This is a genomic window from Nonomuraea zeae (genome assembly GCF_005889725.1).
Taxonomy (GTDB): Bacteria; Actinomycetota; Actinomycetes; order Streptosporangiales; family Streptosporangiaceae; genus Nonomuraea; species Nonomuraea zeae.
The window spans coordinates 1-13,839 of the sequence record NZ_VCKX01000014.1; the positions used below are offsets into that span (position 1 = coordinate 1).

At 69.8% G+C, this 13,839-nt stretch carries 13 protein-coding genes; 6 read left to right on the plus strand and 7 right to left on the minus strand.

Features of this window, described 5'->3' with window-relative positions:
* Nucleotides 1-2,293: sensor histidine kinase (locus ETD85_RS06755; RefSeq protein ID WP_138688732.1), on the minus strand; the 2,293-nt coding region annotated here is incomplete at its 3' end.
* A gap of 371 nt (nucleotides 2,294-2,664) precedes the next feature.
* On the opposite strand from ETD85_RS06755, the gene ETD85_RS06760 reads away from it, so the two are divergent.
* From ETD85_RS06760 to betA, 5 genes are read left to right on the plus strand one after another with little or no spacing between them, the layout of a single operon-like run.
* Nucleotides 2,665-3,693: a quaternary amine ABC transporter ATP-binding protein gene (locus ETD85_RS06760; RefSeq protein ID WP_420847234.1), complete on the plus strand. Its 1,029-nt coding sequence runs from the start codon at nucleotides 2,665-2,667 to the stop codon at nucleotides 3,691-3,693.
* Nucleotides 3,690-5,603: an ABC transporter permease gene (locus ETD85_RS06765; protein ID WP_138688734.1), complete on the plus strand. Its 1,914-nt coding sequence runs from the start codon at nucleotides 3,690-3,692 to the stop codon at nucleotides 5,601-5,603. Before ETD85_RS06760 ends, ETD85_RS06765 begins: the two co-directional genes overlap by 4 nt.
* On the plus strand, nucleotides 5,600-6,571 hold the full coding sequence (locus tag ETD85_RS06770; RefSeq protein WP_138688735.1) for an ABC transporter substrate-binding protein: 972 nt from the start codon (nucleotides 5,600-5,602) through the stop codon (nucleotides 6,569-6,571). Before ETD85_RS06765 ends, ETD85_RS06770 begins: the two co-directional genes overlap by 4 nt.
* Nucleotides 6,572-6,626: 55 nt before the next feature.
* Nucleotides 6,627-7,565: an ABC transporter substrate-binding protein gene (locus tag ETD85_RS06775; protein ID WP_138688736.1), complete on the plus strand. Its 939-nt coding sequence runs from the start codon at nucleotides 6,627-6,629 to the stop codon at nucleotides 7,563-7,565.
* On the plus strand, nucleotides 7,562-9,193 hold the full coding sequence (gene betA, locus ETD85_RS06780; protein ID WP_206058141.1) for a choline dehydrogenase: 1,632 nt from the start codon (nucleotides 7,562-7,564) through the stop codon (nucleotides 9,191-9,193). Before ETD85_RS06775 ends, betA begins: the two co-directional genes overlap by 4 nt.
* A gap of 7 nt (nucleotides 9,194-9,200) precedes the next feature.
* Here betA and ETD85_RS06785 read toward each other — a convergent pair whose 3' ends face one another.
* Both ETD85_RS06785 and ETD85_RS06790 read right to left on the minus strand, forming a co-directional pair.
* A complete protein-coding gene (locus ETD85_RS06785) occupies nucleotides 9,201-10,010 on the minus strand; it encodes an ABC transporter permease (protein WP_240779000.1) in 810 nt (269 codons plus the stop codon).
* Nucleotides 10,011-10,015: 5 nt separating this feature from the next.
* Complete coding sequence (locus ETD85_RS06790) at nucleotides 10,016-11,038, minus strand: ATP-binding cassette domain-containing protein (RefSeq protein WP_138688738.1); 1,023 nt, start codon at nucleotides 11,036-11,038, stop codon at nucleotides 10,016-10,018.
* A gap of 78 nt (nucleotides 11,039-11,116) precedes the next feature.
* Here ETD85_RS06790 and ETD85_RS06795 point away from each other — a divergent pair, with 78 nt between their 5' ends.
* Nucleotides 11,117-11,887: a TetR/AcrR family transcriptional regulator gene (locus ETD85_RS06795; RefSeq protein ID WP_138688739.1), complete on the plus strand. Its 771-nt coding sequence runs from the start codon at nucleotides 11,117-11,119 to the stop codon at nucleotides 11,885-11,887.
* A gap of 69 nt (nucleotides 11,888-11,956) precedes the next feature.
* Here ETD85_RS06795 and ETD85_RS66700 read toward each other — a convergent pair whose 3' ends face one another.
* The 4 genes from ETD85_RS66700 to ETD85_RS06815 are packed head-to-tail and all read right to left on the minus strand — an operon-like array spanning nucleotide 11,957 to nucleotide 13,817.
* Nucleotides 11,957-12,406, minus strand: a complete 450-nt coding sequence (locus ETD85_RS66700) for a MarR family winged helix-turn-helix transcriptional regulator (protein WP_138688740.1) — start codon at nucleotides 12,404-12,406, stop codon at nucleotides 11,957-11,959.
* A 40-nt stretch (nucleotides 12,407-12,446) separates the two neighbouring features.
* On the minus strand, nucleotides 12,447-12,977 hold the full coding sequence (locus ETD85_RS06805) for a GTP-binding protein (protein WP_206058142.1): 531 nt from the start codon (nucleotides 12,975-12,977) through the stop codon (nucleotides 12,447-12,449).
* Between the two features lie 28 nt (nucleotides 12,978-13,005).
* Nucleotides 13,006-13,368 (minus strand): DUF742 domain-containing protein, encoded by a 363-nt coding sequence (locus ETD85_RS06810; RefSeq protein WP_138688742.1) that lies wholly within the window; start codon nucleotides 13,366-13,368, stop codon nucleotides 13,006-13,008.
* 26 nt (nucleotides 13,369-13,394) lie between these two features.
* The gene (locus tag ETD85_RS06815; protein ID WP_138688743.1) at nucleotides 13,395-13,817 is read right to left on the minus strand and encodes a roadblock/LC7 domain-containing protein; all 423 of its coding nucleotides are present in this window, start codon (nucleotides 13,815-13,817) and stop codon (nucleotides 13,395-13,397) included.
* Between the last annotated feature and the right edge of the window lie 22 nt (nucleotides 13,818-13,839).

Consider the following 13,839-nt stretch of genomic DNA (forward strand, 5'->3'; position numbering starts at 1 on the left):
AGATGTGTATAAGAGACAGGTGCTGGGAGCTGAACCACGACGACGGCTCGGGCGCCGCGGGAGCGCCGTCCAGCGACGGGTGCCCGAAGGAGGGCGCGGGCGGCGGGCCCTGCCTCGGCACCTGCACGCGCGGCTGGCGGACGGGCAGCCCGCCGGTCTGGGGGTGGCGCGCGGGCGACGGACCGGCCTGCGGCTGGCGGGCGGACAGCCCGCTCGCCTGCGGCTGGCGCGTGGGCAGTGCGCCGGGCTGGGCACCGGGCAGTGCGCCGGGCTGGGCACCGGGCTGGACGCCGAGCTGGGCACCGGACTGCGCGCCGCGGGCCGGCATCGTGCCCGGCACCGCCGTGAGCAGCATGGGCGGCACCAGCACCATGGCGGTCAGCCCGCCGATGTCCTGGCGGCGCAGCTGGACCCTGATGTTGTGCCGCAGGGCGAGCCGGCCGACCACGAACAGGCCCATGCGCCGCGACACCGACACGTCCACGACGGGCGGGTTGGCCAGCCGCCAGTTGGCCTCCGACAGCTCCTCCGGGGTCATGCCGATCCCGTGGTCGGTGACCGACAGCATGAGGCTGCCGCCGTCGATGCGGCTGTCGGAGATGATGACCTTGGTGTCGCGCGAGGAGAACGAGACCGCGTTCTCGATCAGCTCGGCCATCAGGTGCACCACGTCGGTGACGGCCTGGCCGGCGATGGCGATGTCCGAGTGGACCTGGATGCTGACCCGGTCGTAGCTCTCGACCTCGCCGAGCGCCGCGCGCACGATGTCCATCAGCTCGACCGGCTCGCTCCACTTGCGCGCGGCCTCCTGGCCGGCCAGGACGAGGAGGTTCTCGCTGTTGCGCCGCATGCGGGTGGCCAGGTGGTCGAGCTTGAACAGGTCGCCGAGCCTGGTGTCGTCGCGCTCGCCGACCTCCAGCTTCTCGATCAGCGAGAGCTGCCGCTCGACCAGCGTCTGGCTGCGCCTGGACAGGTTGACGAACATGGCGTTGACGTTCGAGCGCAGCCGGGCCTCGTCGCCCGCCAGCCGCACGGCCTCGCGGTGCACCTCGTCGAAGGCGCGCGCGACCTCGCCCACCTCGTCCTTCGAGAAGATCCCGATGGGCGGCACCTCGGCGTTGACCGCGCCGTCCCGCGACTCGCGCAGGTGCTGCACGAAGTCCGGCAGCCGCCGGCCCGCGATCTCCAGCGCCTCACCGCGCAGGCGGCGCAGGGGTCGCACGAGCGACCTGGCCACGCCGGTGGTGATCAGCAGGACCGCGACGAGCAGCGCGAGCACGGCGATGGCGGTCACGAACGCGCGCTGCCGCTCGTCGGCGCTGAGCGCCTCGCTGCGGGCCACGATGCCCTGCGCCTGGCGTTCCTCGACCTTGCGCATGGAGTCGACGACCACGGCGGCCGCGTCGAACCACTCCTTGGCGTCGTCGGGCCTGGCCAGGTCGAGGCGGCGCAGCGGCAGCCCGTTGGCGGCCCTGATCAGCACGAGCTCGCGCAGGAACAGCAGGCGGTCGGCGGATCTGCCGTTGACGGTCTCGTCGAAGAAGCGGCGCTCCTCGGCGGTGGCCTCGGCGGCGAAGCCCTTGCGCTCGCCGGCCTCCCTGGCCTGCTCGCCGAGGAAGCGCTTGAGCTGGTCCTGGTCGAAAGCCCCCTCGACGAGCACCGTGGTGATCAGCGCCTGCTGGTAGGAGAGGCTCTCCTTGGCGCGGGCCAGCCCGTCGAGCATGCGGGTCTGCCGGAACAGCTCGTCGTCCGCGCTGCCCTTGATCAGCTCGGTGTGGACGGAGAGCAGGTCGCCGATCACCGTCGTGTAGAGCTCGACCGCGGGTCCGGCCAGCAGGTTGGCGTCGAGCGCCTGCTTGCGCAGGCCGGCCAGGTCGTCCAGGCGGCTGAGCATGTTCTCGATCTGGTCCGCGGTACGGCCGCTCGACTCGGTCAGCAGCTGTTGCGCGATGCCGCGTACCTGCTTGATCGACAGGTCCACCTGGGCCATGTGCGCCTGCACGCCGGCCAGGCCGTCGGCGGGCCGGTTCCGCGCGATGTACCAGGAGGTCCTGGCCCGCTCGGTGGACACCAGGTGCGTGAGCTCGCCCAGCTCGGCGGACAGGCGCGCGAACTGGTTGGTACGCGCGTAGTCGCCCGCCGCGGACGTGGAGGCGAGCACCTGGATGCCGCCGAGCAGCACCGCGGCGGCCGTCGGGATCAGGATGAGGGCGACGAGGCGCGCGCGGACGCGCCAATTGCGCAGCCGCCAGCCGCTCTGGCCGGCCTGCCTCTCACCCAGCTCTGTACTCACCGAACACACCTCGCCCGAATCGGCGTATATGAGAGGGGCTGTGCCCCTTGGGGGGAAATCAGTAAGTGCCGGTAATTGGAACACATCCCATGGCTGGTGGCCAACCGAACATAACGCGACAAATTTAGAGTGGTGTGACTCCTGGGAAGAGAACCTGGGGCTCCATGCTGCCATGATCTCTGGTGCGAAATAAACCCCCATCACGCGTCATGTCCACTTATGGGCGATTAGCGCGTTCCAAACGCATAACACCAGAGGAGCACCCAGATCTCTGGACGGTCACAGCGTTGAGATTCTCGTTATTCACGACATATGTTGAGCCACGGCAAAACGAGGAGGCGAGTGTGCGGGATTCTCCCGACAGCGCGGCTATCACCGTTCAGGGCCTTTGGAAGATCTTCGGATCCAGGGCACAAAAGGTGCTGGACAGCGAGGACAAGCAACTCGAACAGGCCGCGCTGAGAGAGAAGACCGGGTGCACCGCCGCCGTCAGGGACGTGAGCTTCGAGGTACACCCCGGCGAGGTCTTCGTCGTCATGGGTTTGTCGGGCAGCGGCAAGTCCACCCTCGTCCGCTGCCTCACCCGGCTCATCGAGCCCAGCGCCGGCGAGATCAGGATCGGCGGCGAGGACATCCGCGGCGCCTCCCCCGCGCGGCTCCGCGAGATCCGCCGGCACCGGGTCAGCATGGTCTTCCAGCACTTCGGCCTGCTTCCGCACCGCAAGGTGATCGACAACGTCGCGTACGGGCTGGAGATCCAGGGCACCGCCAGGGCGCCCAGGCACGCCCGCGCGGCCGAGATCCTCTCGCTCGTCGGCCTCGACGGATACGCCGACGCCTATCCCGACCAGCTCTCCGGCGGCATGCAGCAGCGGGTCGGCCTGGCCCGCGCGCTGGCCGTGGAGCCGGAGGTGATGCTGTTCGACGAGCCGTTCAGCGCGCTCGACCCGCTGATCAGGCGGGACATGCAGGCCGAGGTGATCCGCCTGCACCGGGAAGTCGGCAAGACGATGGTGTTCATCACCCACGACCTGTCCGAGGCGCTCAAGCTGGGCGAGCGGATCGCGATCATGCGGGCGGGCTCGATCGTGCAGCTCGGCACGGCGGAGGAGCTGGTGGGCGCGCCGGCCGACGACTACGTGGCCGACTTCGTCCGCGACGTGCCCAGGAGCCACGTGCTGACCCTGCGCTGGATCTGCCGCGACCCCGAGCCCGGCGAGCCGCTGGACGGCCCCGTGCTGCCGGTCACCACCGTCATCAAGGACGCCATCGCCGCCTCGTCGGCCTCCTCCCGCCCGATCAGGGTCGTGGACGGTGACGAGCTGGCGGGCGTCGTGGACCGCGTGGACCTGCTCTCCTTCCTGTCGGGACAAGACGTCTCCGCGCGGGCCACGGCATGAGCAGCGCCGCCGTCAGCGCTCCGTCCGGGCTCCGGTTGCCGAGATGGGCGGCCCCGGCCGGCGCGGCGGTGCTGTTCGCGGTGGCGTACCTGGTCTTCCGCGGCACCGGCACGCTGCCGCACGACAAGGAGGCGCCGCAGTTCCTGGCCGTCACGGACCTGCGCGAGTGGATCGACGACCACCGCAACGACAACCCGCTCTTCCTGTACTTCCTCAACTACATCCGGCTCTTCGTGGGCGGGCTCTACGACCTGTTCCAGAGCGTCCTGTACGCGCTCGGCTGGCCGGGCATCACCGGCGTCATGGGCGCGCTGGGCTGGCTGGCCGGCGGCTGGCGGATCGCGCTGCTGGCCGTAGGCGGGGTGAGCGCGTTCGGGGCGCTCGGGCTGTGGCAGTCGAGCGTCGACACCCTGGCCCTGGTCTCGGTCGCGGTGCTGCTGTCGCTGGCGATCGGGATCCCGATCGGCATCTGGGCCGGGTTGTCGCGGCGGGCGGGCAAGGTGGTCACGCCGGTCCTGGACGTCATGCAGATCATGCCGACGTTCGCGTACCTGGCGCCGCTCGCGCTGTTCTTCCACATCGGCGCGCCGGCCGGGGCCATCGCCACGATGATCTACTCGATCCCGCCCGCCATCCGCATCACCGCGCTGGCCATCTCGGAGGTCTCGCCCACGGCGGTCGAGGCGTCCTCGTCCCTGGGCGCGACGGGCAGGCAGACGCTCTTCAAGGTGTACCTGCCGCTGGCCAGGTCCACGATGGCGCTGGCGGTGAACCAGACCATCATGATGGCCCTGTCCATGGTCGTCATCGCGAACCTGATCTCGGCGCCTGGGCTGGGCGGAGACATCATCCGCGGCCTGTCGCGGGCGCAGGTGGGCATCATGCTCCCGGCTGGCGTGGCCATCGTGATCATGGCCGTGGTGCTCGACCGGATGATGATGTCGGTCGCCCGCAAGGAGCTGCACGTCAAGCGCGGCCGGGCCGATCTCGCCGCGGCGGGCGTGCTGGCCGCCGCCGGGCTCGCGCTCATCCCCGTGCTGCCCGCCGCCTGGCCGGAGAGCCTCACGGTCAACCTCGTCGCCGAGGTGAACGACGTCGTCCGCTGGGCCGAGACCAACTGGTTCACGGTCACCACGTTCATCAAGGACGTCACCTCCCACGCCCTGCTCAACCCGCTGGAAGCGCTGCTGACCTCGGCCCCCTGGTGGCTCGTCGCGCTCGCGGTCCTGGCCCTGGCCTGGCGGGTCAGCGGCCTGCGCCCGGCGCTGACGGCGCTGGCCTGCCTGCTGGCGATCGCGGCGCTCGGCGTCTGGGAGCACGCCATGCAGACGATGACCACGGTCACCGTCGCGGTGCTGGTCACCCTGCTCATCGGTTTGGTGCTCGGCGTGGCCGCGGCCCGCTCGCCGCGTTACTCGGCGATCCAGCGGCCGATACTCGACGCCGCCCAGACCATGCCCGCCTTCGTCTACCTGCTGCCGGCGCTGGCGCTGTTCGAGACCACCAGGTTCACCGCGATCTTCGCCTCGATCATCTACGCCGTGCCGCCCGTCGTGCGCCTGGTGGAGGACGGCATCAAGGCCGTGCCCGCCACGGTCGTGGAGGCGGCCGCCTCGGCCGGCTCGACCTCGGGCCAGCTCCTGTGGAAGGTGCAGCTGCCGATGGCCAGGCGGGCCATCCTGCTGGCCGCCAACCAGGGCATCGTGATGACGCTGGCCATGGTCGTCGTCGGCGGCCTGGTCGGGGCCGGCGCGCTCGGCTACGACGTGGTCGTCGGGTTCTCCCAGCGCACCGACTTCGGCATGGGCTTCGTGGCCGGCATCGCGACCGTGCTGCTCGGAGTCATGCTCGACCGCATCACGCAGGGCGCCGACAGGCGCCCTTCCCCCCGAAAGAGGAAGTTCACATGAAGATTCGCCTGCTCGCAGGCATGCTGGCACTCGGACTGGCCGCGGCCGGCTGCGGCGGCGCCAAGGTCGAGAGCTCCCCCAGCTCAGCCGCTCCGCAGGCCGGCGCCAGCAGCGCCGCCGCCACGGGCACCGTGAAGATCGCGATCAACCCGTGGGTCGGATACGAGGCCAGCGCGAACGTCGTCGCATACCTGCTCAAGAACGAGCTCGGCTACACCGTCGAGCTCCCCGAGATCAAGGAGCAGCTGGCCTGGGAGGGCTTCGAGACCGGCGACGTCGACGTCATCATCGAGAACTGGGGCCACCCGGACCTGAAGAAGCAGTTCATCGACGAGAAGAAGACCGCGCTGGTGGCGGGCTCGACCGGCAACAAGGGCATCATCGGCTGGTACGTGCCGAAGTGGATGGCCGACAAGTACCCGGACATCACCGACTACAAGAACCTGAACAAGTACGCCGACCTGTTCAAGACGTCGGAGTCCGGCGGCAAGGGCCAGCTGCTCGACGGTGACCCCAGCTACGTCACCAACGACGAGGCCCTGGTCAAGAACCTCAAGCTGAACTTCAAGGTCGTCACGGGCGGCAGCGAGGCGGCCCTGCTCAAGTCCGCCACGCAGGCGCAGGAGCAGCAGAAGGCGCTGCTGTTCTACTTCTGGACGCCCCACTGGATCTTCGACAAGGTGGACCTGGTCCGGGTCAACCTGCCGGCCTGGACCGAGGGCTGCGACGCCGACCCGAAGAAGGTGGCCTGCGACTACCCCGAGATGGACCTCGACAAGATCGTGAGCAAGAAGTTCGCCGACACCGGCGGCAAGGCCTACGAGCTGGTCAAGAGCTTCAACTGGACCAACGAGGACCAGAACGCCGTCGCCAACGACATGACCAACAACGGCATGACGGGCGAACAGGCCGCCAAGAAGTGGGTCGAGGCCAACACCGCCAAGTGGCAGGCCTGGATTCCCAAGTGACCCCTGCCTGACCGCGGCTCCCCCAGGCGGGGAGCCGCAGTCGCGGAGACCTCTCATGATCCGACACAAGACACTCGCGGGGCCGCTGGTCGCGGCCCTGCTCCTGGCCGCCTGCTCCGCCGAGGAGCCCTCCTCCACCGCCGGTTCCAAGGGAACCGTCAAGATCGACGTGCATGCCTGGGTGGGGTACGAGGCCCAGGCCGCCGTGCTGGCGTACCTGCTTGAGCACGAGCTCGGGTACAAGGTGAACAAGAGGTCCGAGAAGGAGGACCAGTCCTGGAAGGACTTCGAAGCCGGCAAGGTCGATGTGATCGTCGAAAGCTGGGGTCACAACGATTGGAAGAAGGAGTTCATCGAGCAGAAGAAAGTGGCGCTGTCGGCGGGCCTCACGGGCAACAAGGGGGTCATCGGCTGGTACGTCCCGGAGTGGATGGCCAAGAAATATCCTGACATTACGGACTACCGAAACCTGAATAAGTACGCACCCCTCTTCCGGACCGATAAAACCGGAAATGCCGGACAGATCCTGGACGGCGATCCGACCTTCGTCACCAATGACGAGGCGCTCGTCAAGAATCTGGGGCTGAATTACCAGGTCGTGTACTCGGGCAGCGAGGCCGCGTTGATCAAGGCGGCCCAGTTCGCGACGAAGAATCGGACGCCGCTGCTCATGTATTTCTACGAACCGCAATGGCTGTTCACCAAGGTCAAACTGGTCAAGATCGCACTGCCCCCGTACGCCATGGGCTGCGACGACGACCCGGCCAAGGTCGCCTGCGACTACCCGCCGTACCTGCTGGACAAGATCGTCAGCAAGAAGTTCGCCCAGACCGGCGGCAAGGCCTACGAGCTGGTCCGCAACTTCAACTGGACCAACGACGACCAGAACGCCGTGGCCGGTGCCATGATCAACGAGAAGCTGACCGCCGAGCAGGCCGCCAAGCAGTGGGTGGAAGCGAACAAGATCGTGTGGAAGGACTGGATCCCCCGTTGAGGTTCGACTACGTCATCGTGGGCGGCGGCTCGGCCGGCTGCGCCCTGGCCAACCGGCTGAGCGCCGACCCCGCGGTGTCGGTCCTGGTGCTGGAGGCAGGCAGGCCCGACTACCTGTGGGACGTGTTCATCCACATGCCGGCCGCGCTGATGTTCCCGATCGGCAGCCGCTTCTACGACTGGAAGTACGAGTCCGAGCCCGAGCCGTTCATGGACCGCCGCCGGATCTACCACGCCCGCGGAAAGGTGCTCGGCGGCTCCAGCAGCATCAACGGCATGATCTTCCAGCGCGGCAACCCGCTCGACTACGAGCGCTGGGCGGCCGATCCCGGCATGAAGAGCTGGGACTACGCGCACTGCCTGCCCTACTTCAAGAGGATGGAGACCTGCCTGGCCGAGCCGGGCACGGACTTCCGCGGCGGTGACGGCCCGCTCCTGCTGGAGCGCGGCCCGGCCCGCGGCCCGCTCTTCGAGGCGTTCTTCGAGGCGGTCCAGCAGGCCGGCCACCCCCTGACCGACGACGTGAACGGCTACCGCCAGGAGGGCTTCGCCGCCTTCGACCGCAACATCCACCGCGGCCGCCGCCTCAGCGCCGCCCGCGCCTACCTGCACCCGGTACGCCACCGCCGCAACCTCACGGTCAAAACCCGCGCCTTCGTCGAGCGGATCCTCTTCGACGGCACCAGGGCGACGGGCGTGCTCTGCGACGGCGAGCGCATCGAGGCCGGCGAGACCATCGTGTGCGGCGGCGCCGTCAACTCCCCGCAGCTCCTGCAGCTGTCCGGCGTCGGCCCCCGCGAGCTGCTCGAACCGCTGGGCGTGGAGATGGTCCACGACCTGCCGGGCGTGGGCGAGAACCTCCAGGACCACCTGGAGGTCTACGTCCAGCACGCCTGCACGCGGCCGGTCTCGCAGCAGCCGTCCCTGGCCAAGTGGCGCAGGCCCTTCATCGGCGCCGACTGGCTCTTCCGCAGGCGCGGCCCCGGAGCCACGAACCACTTCGAGGCCGGCGGCTTCATCCGCTCCAACGACGAGGTGGCCTACCCGAACCTGATGTTCCACTTCCTGCCGATCGCGGTGCGCTACGACGGCTCCGCCCCGGCCGGCGGGCACGGCTACCAGGTCCACATCGGCCCGATGTACTCCGACGCCCGCGGCTCGGTCCGCATCACCTCGCTCGACCCCAGGCGGAAGCCGGCCCTGCGCTTCAACTACCTGTCCACGGACCAGGACCGCCGCGAGTGGGTGGAGGCCATCAGGCACGCCAGGGCCATCCTGTCCCAGCCGGCCTGGGCGGACCTGGACGGCGGCGAGCTCTCGCCCGGCCCCGGCGTGCGTACGGACGAGGAGATCCTGGCCTGGGTGGCCCGCGACGGCGAGACCGCGCTGCACCCGTCGTGCACCTGCAAGATGGGCACCGACGACATGTCCGTGGTCGATCCGGAGAGCCTGCGCGTGCACGGCCTGGACGGGCTGCGCGTCGTGGACGCCTCGGCCATGCCGTACGTCACGAACGGCAACATCTACGCGCCGGTCATGATGCTCGCCGAGAAGGCCGCCGACCTCGTCCTCGGCAACACCCCGCTGCCACCCGAGCCCGTGGAGTTCCACCGCCACGGGCTCGGGTGAGCCTGGCTCACCGGTCGAGGCGCTGGTAGCGGCGCACCGACAGGACGAAGAACACGACCGTGATCGCGACCGGCCAGAGCACGGCCATCAGCACCGCGTGCTGGGCCACCCACGAGTCCCCGCCCCACCCGGGATTGCCGAACAGCTCCCTGGTGGCGGCGACCGTGGACGACAGCGGGTTCCACTCCGAGATCGCGCCCAGCCAGCCGGGCATGGTGCCGGGGGCGACGAAGGCGTTCGACAGGAACCCGATGGGGAACTCCAGCGTCTGCACCGCCACCACCGCGCCCGGGTCCTTGGCGAGCAGGCCCAGGTACATGCCCATCCAGAGCAGGGAGAAGCGCAGGAGCAGCAGCAGGCCCACCGCGCCCAGCGCGCCCGTCAGCGTGGCGGGCCGCCAGCCGATCGCCAGCCCGCAGGCCAGCAGCCCGGCCAGGACGAGCACCGAGTTGAGCAGGTCGGCGATCGCCCGGCCGATCAGGACGGCCGAAGGGGCCATGGGCATCGAGCGGAAGCGGTCGGTGACGCCCTTGGCGGCGTCGGTGGTGACGGCGACCATGGTGGCGCTCAGCCCGAAGAGCATCGTCATGCCGTACATGCCGGGCATGAGGAACGCGAAGTAGTCCGCCCCTGCGGGCACCTTCACCGCGCCGCCGAACAGGTAGCCGAACGCCAGGGTGATCACGATGGGGAAGACCACCCCGAACACCACCGTCATGGGCTGGTTGGCCCAGTGCATGAGGTCGCGACGGGCGACCGTCCATCCGTCGGCCAGCGCCCATCTCAGCCGCGTGGCCGGGCCGTCCTGAAGGGTCATGGTGGTCATTCGGCATCGCCTCCGGCGTCGGTGAGGTTGAGGAAGACTTCGTCCAGCGTCGGGCGGCGCAGCGCCACGTCCTCGGCCTCGATCCCGGCCGCGGCCAGGGCCGCGAGCACCTCCGTGAGCACCTGCACCCGCCCGCTCCCCGGCTCACTCGCCAGCCCGCCCACCGGCCCGCTCACTGGCCCGCTCATTGGCCCGCTCATTGGCCCGCTCATTGGCCCGCTCACTGGTGCGCTCACGTGCCGGGTGTCCCGATCGACCTCGACCGGGCCCTTCACGACGGAGCCGATCACCGCGGCGGCCTGCGCGACCCGGGCCGGGTCGTGGATCACCACGTCGAGCCGGTCGCCGCCGAGCTTGGACTTCAGCTCGTCCGGCGTGCCCTCGGCCACCACCCGCCCCGCGTCGATCACGGAGATCCGGTCGGCCAGCTGGTCGGCCTCCTCCAGGTATTGGGTGGTCAGCAGCACCGTGGTACCGCCGGCCACCAGATCGCGCACCGCGCGCCAGATCTCGGCCCGGCTGCGCGGATCGAGCCCGGTCGTCGGCTCGTCGAGGAACAGCACGGGCGGCGCCAGGATCATGCCCGCCGCCAGGTCGAGCCGGCGCCGCATGCCGCCCGAATACTCCTTCGCCGGCCCGGTGTGCTCCAGCCCGAACCGGTCGAGCAGCTCAGCCGCCCTCGCCCTGGCCGCGGCCGGGCCGAGGTGGTAGAGCCGGCCGAACAGCTCCAGGTTCTGCCGCCCGGTCAGCAGCTCGTCCACCGCGGCGTGCTGGCCGACCAGGCCGATGCTGCGGCGTACCTGGCGGGGCTGGGCCGCCACGTCGAAGCCCGCCACCTCCGCGCGCCCGCCCGAGGCGCGCAGGAGCGTGGTCAGGATGCGGACGGCCGTGGTCTTGCCTGCGCCGTTGGGGCCGAGCAGGCCGTAAACCGTGCCCTCTGCCACGTCGAGATCGACGCCGTCCAGCGCCGCCTTGTCGCCGTACGTCTTGCGCATGCCCTGCGCGAGCACTGCTGACATGCCGCCTCCTTGTGAATCGTACAGCGTACCGTACAACATACGATTCACTTCGGCAACCGTACGGTGTACCGTACGGAGGTGACAGTTGAGTATTCGGGGAAGGGCGACCCCGCGCGCAGCCTCGCGCTGCTCTGGCGGACCAGCGAGCGCACCAGCCGCAAGGGCAAGCCCGAGCTGAGCGTCGACCGCATCGTGCGCGCGGCCATCGAGGTGGCCGACGCCGAGGGCCTCCAGGCGCTGTCCATGCGCCGCGTGGCCGAGCGGCTGGGCGTGGGGACGATGTCGCTCTACACGTACGTGCCGGGCAAGCCGGAGCTGTTCGACGTCATGCTGGACACCGTCTACGGCGAGAGCGACCGCCCGGAGGACGTGCCGGGCGGCTGGCGGGGCAGGCTGGAGCAGATCGCGCGCGAGAACTGGGCGCTCTACCTGCGCCACCCATGGCTGCTGCAGGTGGCCGCGAGCCGCCCGGTGCTCGGCCCGAACGTCACGGCCAAGTACGACTACGAGCTGCGGGCCGTGGACGGCATCGGCCTGTCCGACCTGGAGATGGACTCGGTGATCACGCTGGTCACCGGCTTCGTGCACGGGGCGGCCCGTGGCGCGGTGGAGGCCGCGCAGGCGGAGAGCCAGACGGGGATGAGCGACGAGCAGTGGTGGGCCGCGCACGCCCCCTTCTTCAGCAGGATCGCCGACCACGGCCGCTATCCCGTCGCCACCAGGGTGGGCCAGGCGGCCGGGGAGGCGCTCAACGCGGCCTACAGCCCGGAGCACGCCTTCGAGTTCGGGCTCCAGCGCGTGCTCGACGGCATCGAAGCCCTGGTGAACAGCCGCTCGACCGGCGACTGACCCGCCGCGCGCACCCGATCCGGCCGCGCCGGGCCGACCCCGGCCCGGACCGCAATCAGCTCACGGGGCTCAGCCGGACAGGGCGCTCTCGTAGGCGCGCAACGTGTCCACGAACATGCGCCGCTGCTCGGGCGTGAGCGGCTCCAGCGCCTGCCGCCACGCCTTGGCGCCGTAGCCGAGCCACTCGTTGATCGCCGTCTGGTGCGCCTGCGCGATGCTGACGATCGTCCTGCGCCGGTCGGCGTCGTCCTCGCGCCGCTCCAGCACGCCCTTGCGGCTCAGCTCCCCCACCATCAGGCTCACCGTCGCGGGCGCCACCTCCAGCCGCGCCGCCAGCTCGTTCACCGTCATCGCGCCGTCGAAGAGCAGGTAGGCCAGCAGCGACAGGTGCCGGGGCGCCAGCGACAGCGACTGCAGCTCGGCGGGCACCCCCAGCTTCTTGGCCCGCCCCACCATGCGCGGCATCAGCAGCAGCAGCGTCCTGATCCCGTCGTCCACGCTCAAGCCGTCAGTCGACATGCCCGATGTCCTGCCCACCGTCCGCGCGTGACATTCGTGCCTAGTGCACGGGAGCGGCGCGCAGGCGTACGACGTGCTCGACGAGCGAGATCAGCGTCGCCTTGACCGAGTCGCGGTTGCGGGCGTCGGTCCGCACGATCGGCACCTGCGGCGAGAGCGCGAGCGCCTCCCTGACCTCCCCGTCGGTGTGCGGGAACTGCCCGTCCCAGCCGTTGATGCCCACCACGAAGGGCAGCTTGGCCTCTTCGAAGTAGTCGATTGCGGGGAAGCTGTCGGCCAGGCGGCGGGTGTCGAGCAGCACGACGGCGCCGATCGCGCCGCGTACGAGGTCGTCCCACATGAACCAGAAGCGGTGCTGCCCGGGCGTCCCGAACAGGTACAGGATCAGGTCGCGGTCGAGCGAGAGCCGGCCGAAGTCCATGGCCACGGTGGTGGTCTGCTTGTTCGGGGTCATCCCGAGGTCGTCGATGCCCGCGGACGCGTCGGTCATCACCGCTTCCGTGGTGAGCGGGAGGATCTCCGACACCGCCCCCACGAACGTCGTCTTCCCGACGCCGAAGCCTCCGGCCACGACTATCTTCGTCGAGGTGAGGCCAGGGCTAGAGCCTGCGTAGTCCACTGAGCACCCTTTCGAGCATGTTGAGGTCTGGTTGTCCCTGGCTGAGGCGTGGCTGGTGCAGGCGGACAAGCCCTTCGTCGGACATGTCCGCCACGAGCACCCTGGCCACGCCCAGCGGGACGCGGAGCAGGGCCGAGATCTCGGCGACCGACCGGAACGACCTGCAGAGCTGCATGATGGCCTCCTGCTCGGGGGTGAGCATGGCCATCTCGGCGTCCGGGATCGACATGGACGAGATCAACGTCTCCATCGCGAGGTGATAGCGCGGCTCGGATCGGCCGCCTGTCACCGCGTAAGGACGAAACAGGGGCTCGTCGTCCCCGGCCCCGTCAGTGCCGTACACGGCCCTCTCCCATCAGGTCCATCACATCACCGGGTCCTCGCGGCCTGCAGCTCTGCGCGCAGGGCCGGCGTGAGCGCCTGGCCGGCCCTGTCCACCAGCAAGGTCATCTGGTAGGCCACGAGACCCATGTCGCAGTCCGGGCCGGCCAGCACGGTGAGCACGGACCCGTCGCTGATCGCCATGACCAGGAGCAGGCCACGCTGCATCTCGACGACGGTCTGCGTCACAGAGCCGCCCTCGAACACCCTTGACGCGCCCACGGTCAGGCTCAGCAGGCCCGCGGAGACCGCGGCGAGCTGGTCGGCCCGATCGGGCGGGAAGCCTTCCGAGGCGGCCAGGCACAGGCCGTCCGCTGAGACGACGACGGCATGCGCGACTCCGGGCGTGTTGCGGACGAAGTCGGTGATCAGCCAGTCGAACCTGTGCGCCTCATGGCTAAGGGTTGTCACGCATCCTCCCCGGCGGGACGCT

Bases quoted from the DNA above. Each gene is read 5' to 3' on its own strand.
- ETD85_RS06765 (WP_138688734.1), top strand. From the start codon at position 3,690: ATGAGCAGCGCCGCCGTCAGCGCTCCGTCCGGGCTCCGGTTGCCGAGA.
- ETD85_RS06770 (WP_138688735.1), top strand. From the start codon at position 5,600: ATGAAGATTCGCCTGCTCGCAGGCATGCTGGCACTCGGACTGGCCGCG.
- ETD85_RS06775 (WP_138688736.1), top strand. From the start codon at position 6,627: ATGATCCGACACAAGACACTCGCGGGGCCGCTGGTCGCGGCCCTGCTC.
- ETD85_RS06785 (WP_240779000.1), bottom strand. From the start codon at position 10,010: ATGACCCTTCAGGACGGCCCGGCCACGCGGCTGAGATGGGCGCTGGCC.
- ETD85_RS06790 (WP_138688738.1), bottom strand. From the start codon at position 11,038: ATGTCAGCAGTGCTCGCGCAGGGCATGCGCAAGACGTACGGCGACAAG.
- ETD85_RS66700 (WP_138688740.1), bottom strand. From the start codon at position 12,406: ATGTCGACTGACGGCTTGAGCGTGGACGACGGGATCAGGACGCTGCTG.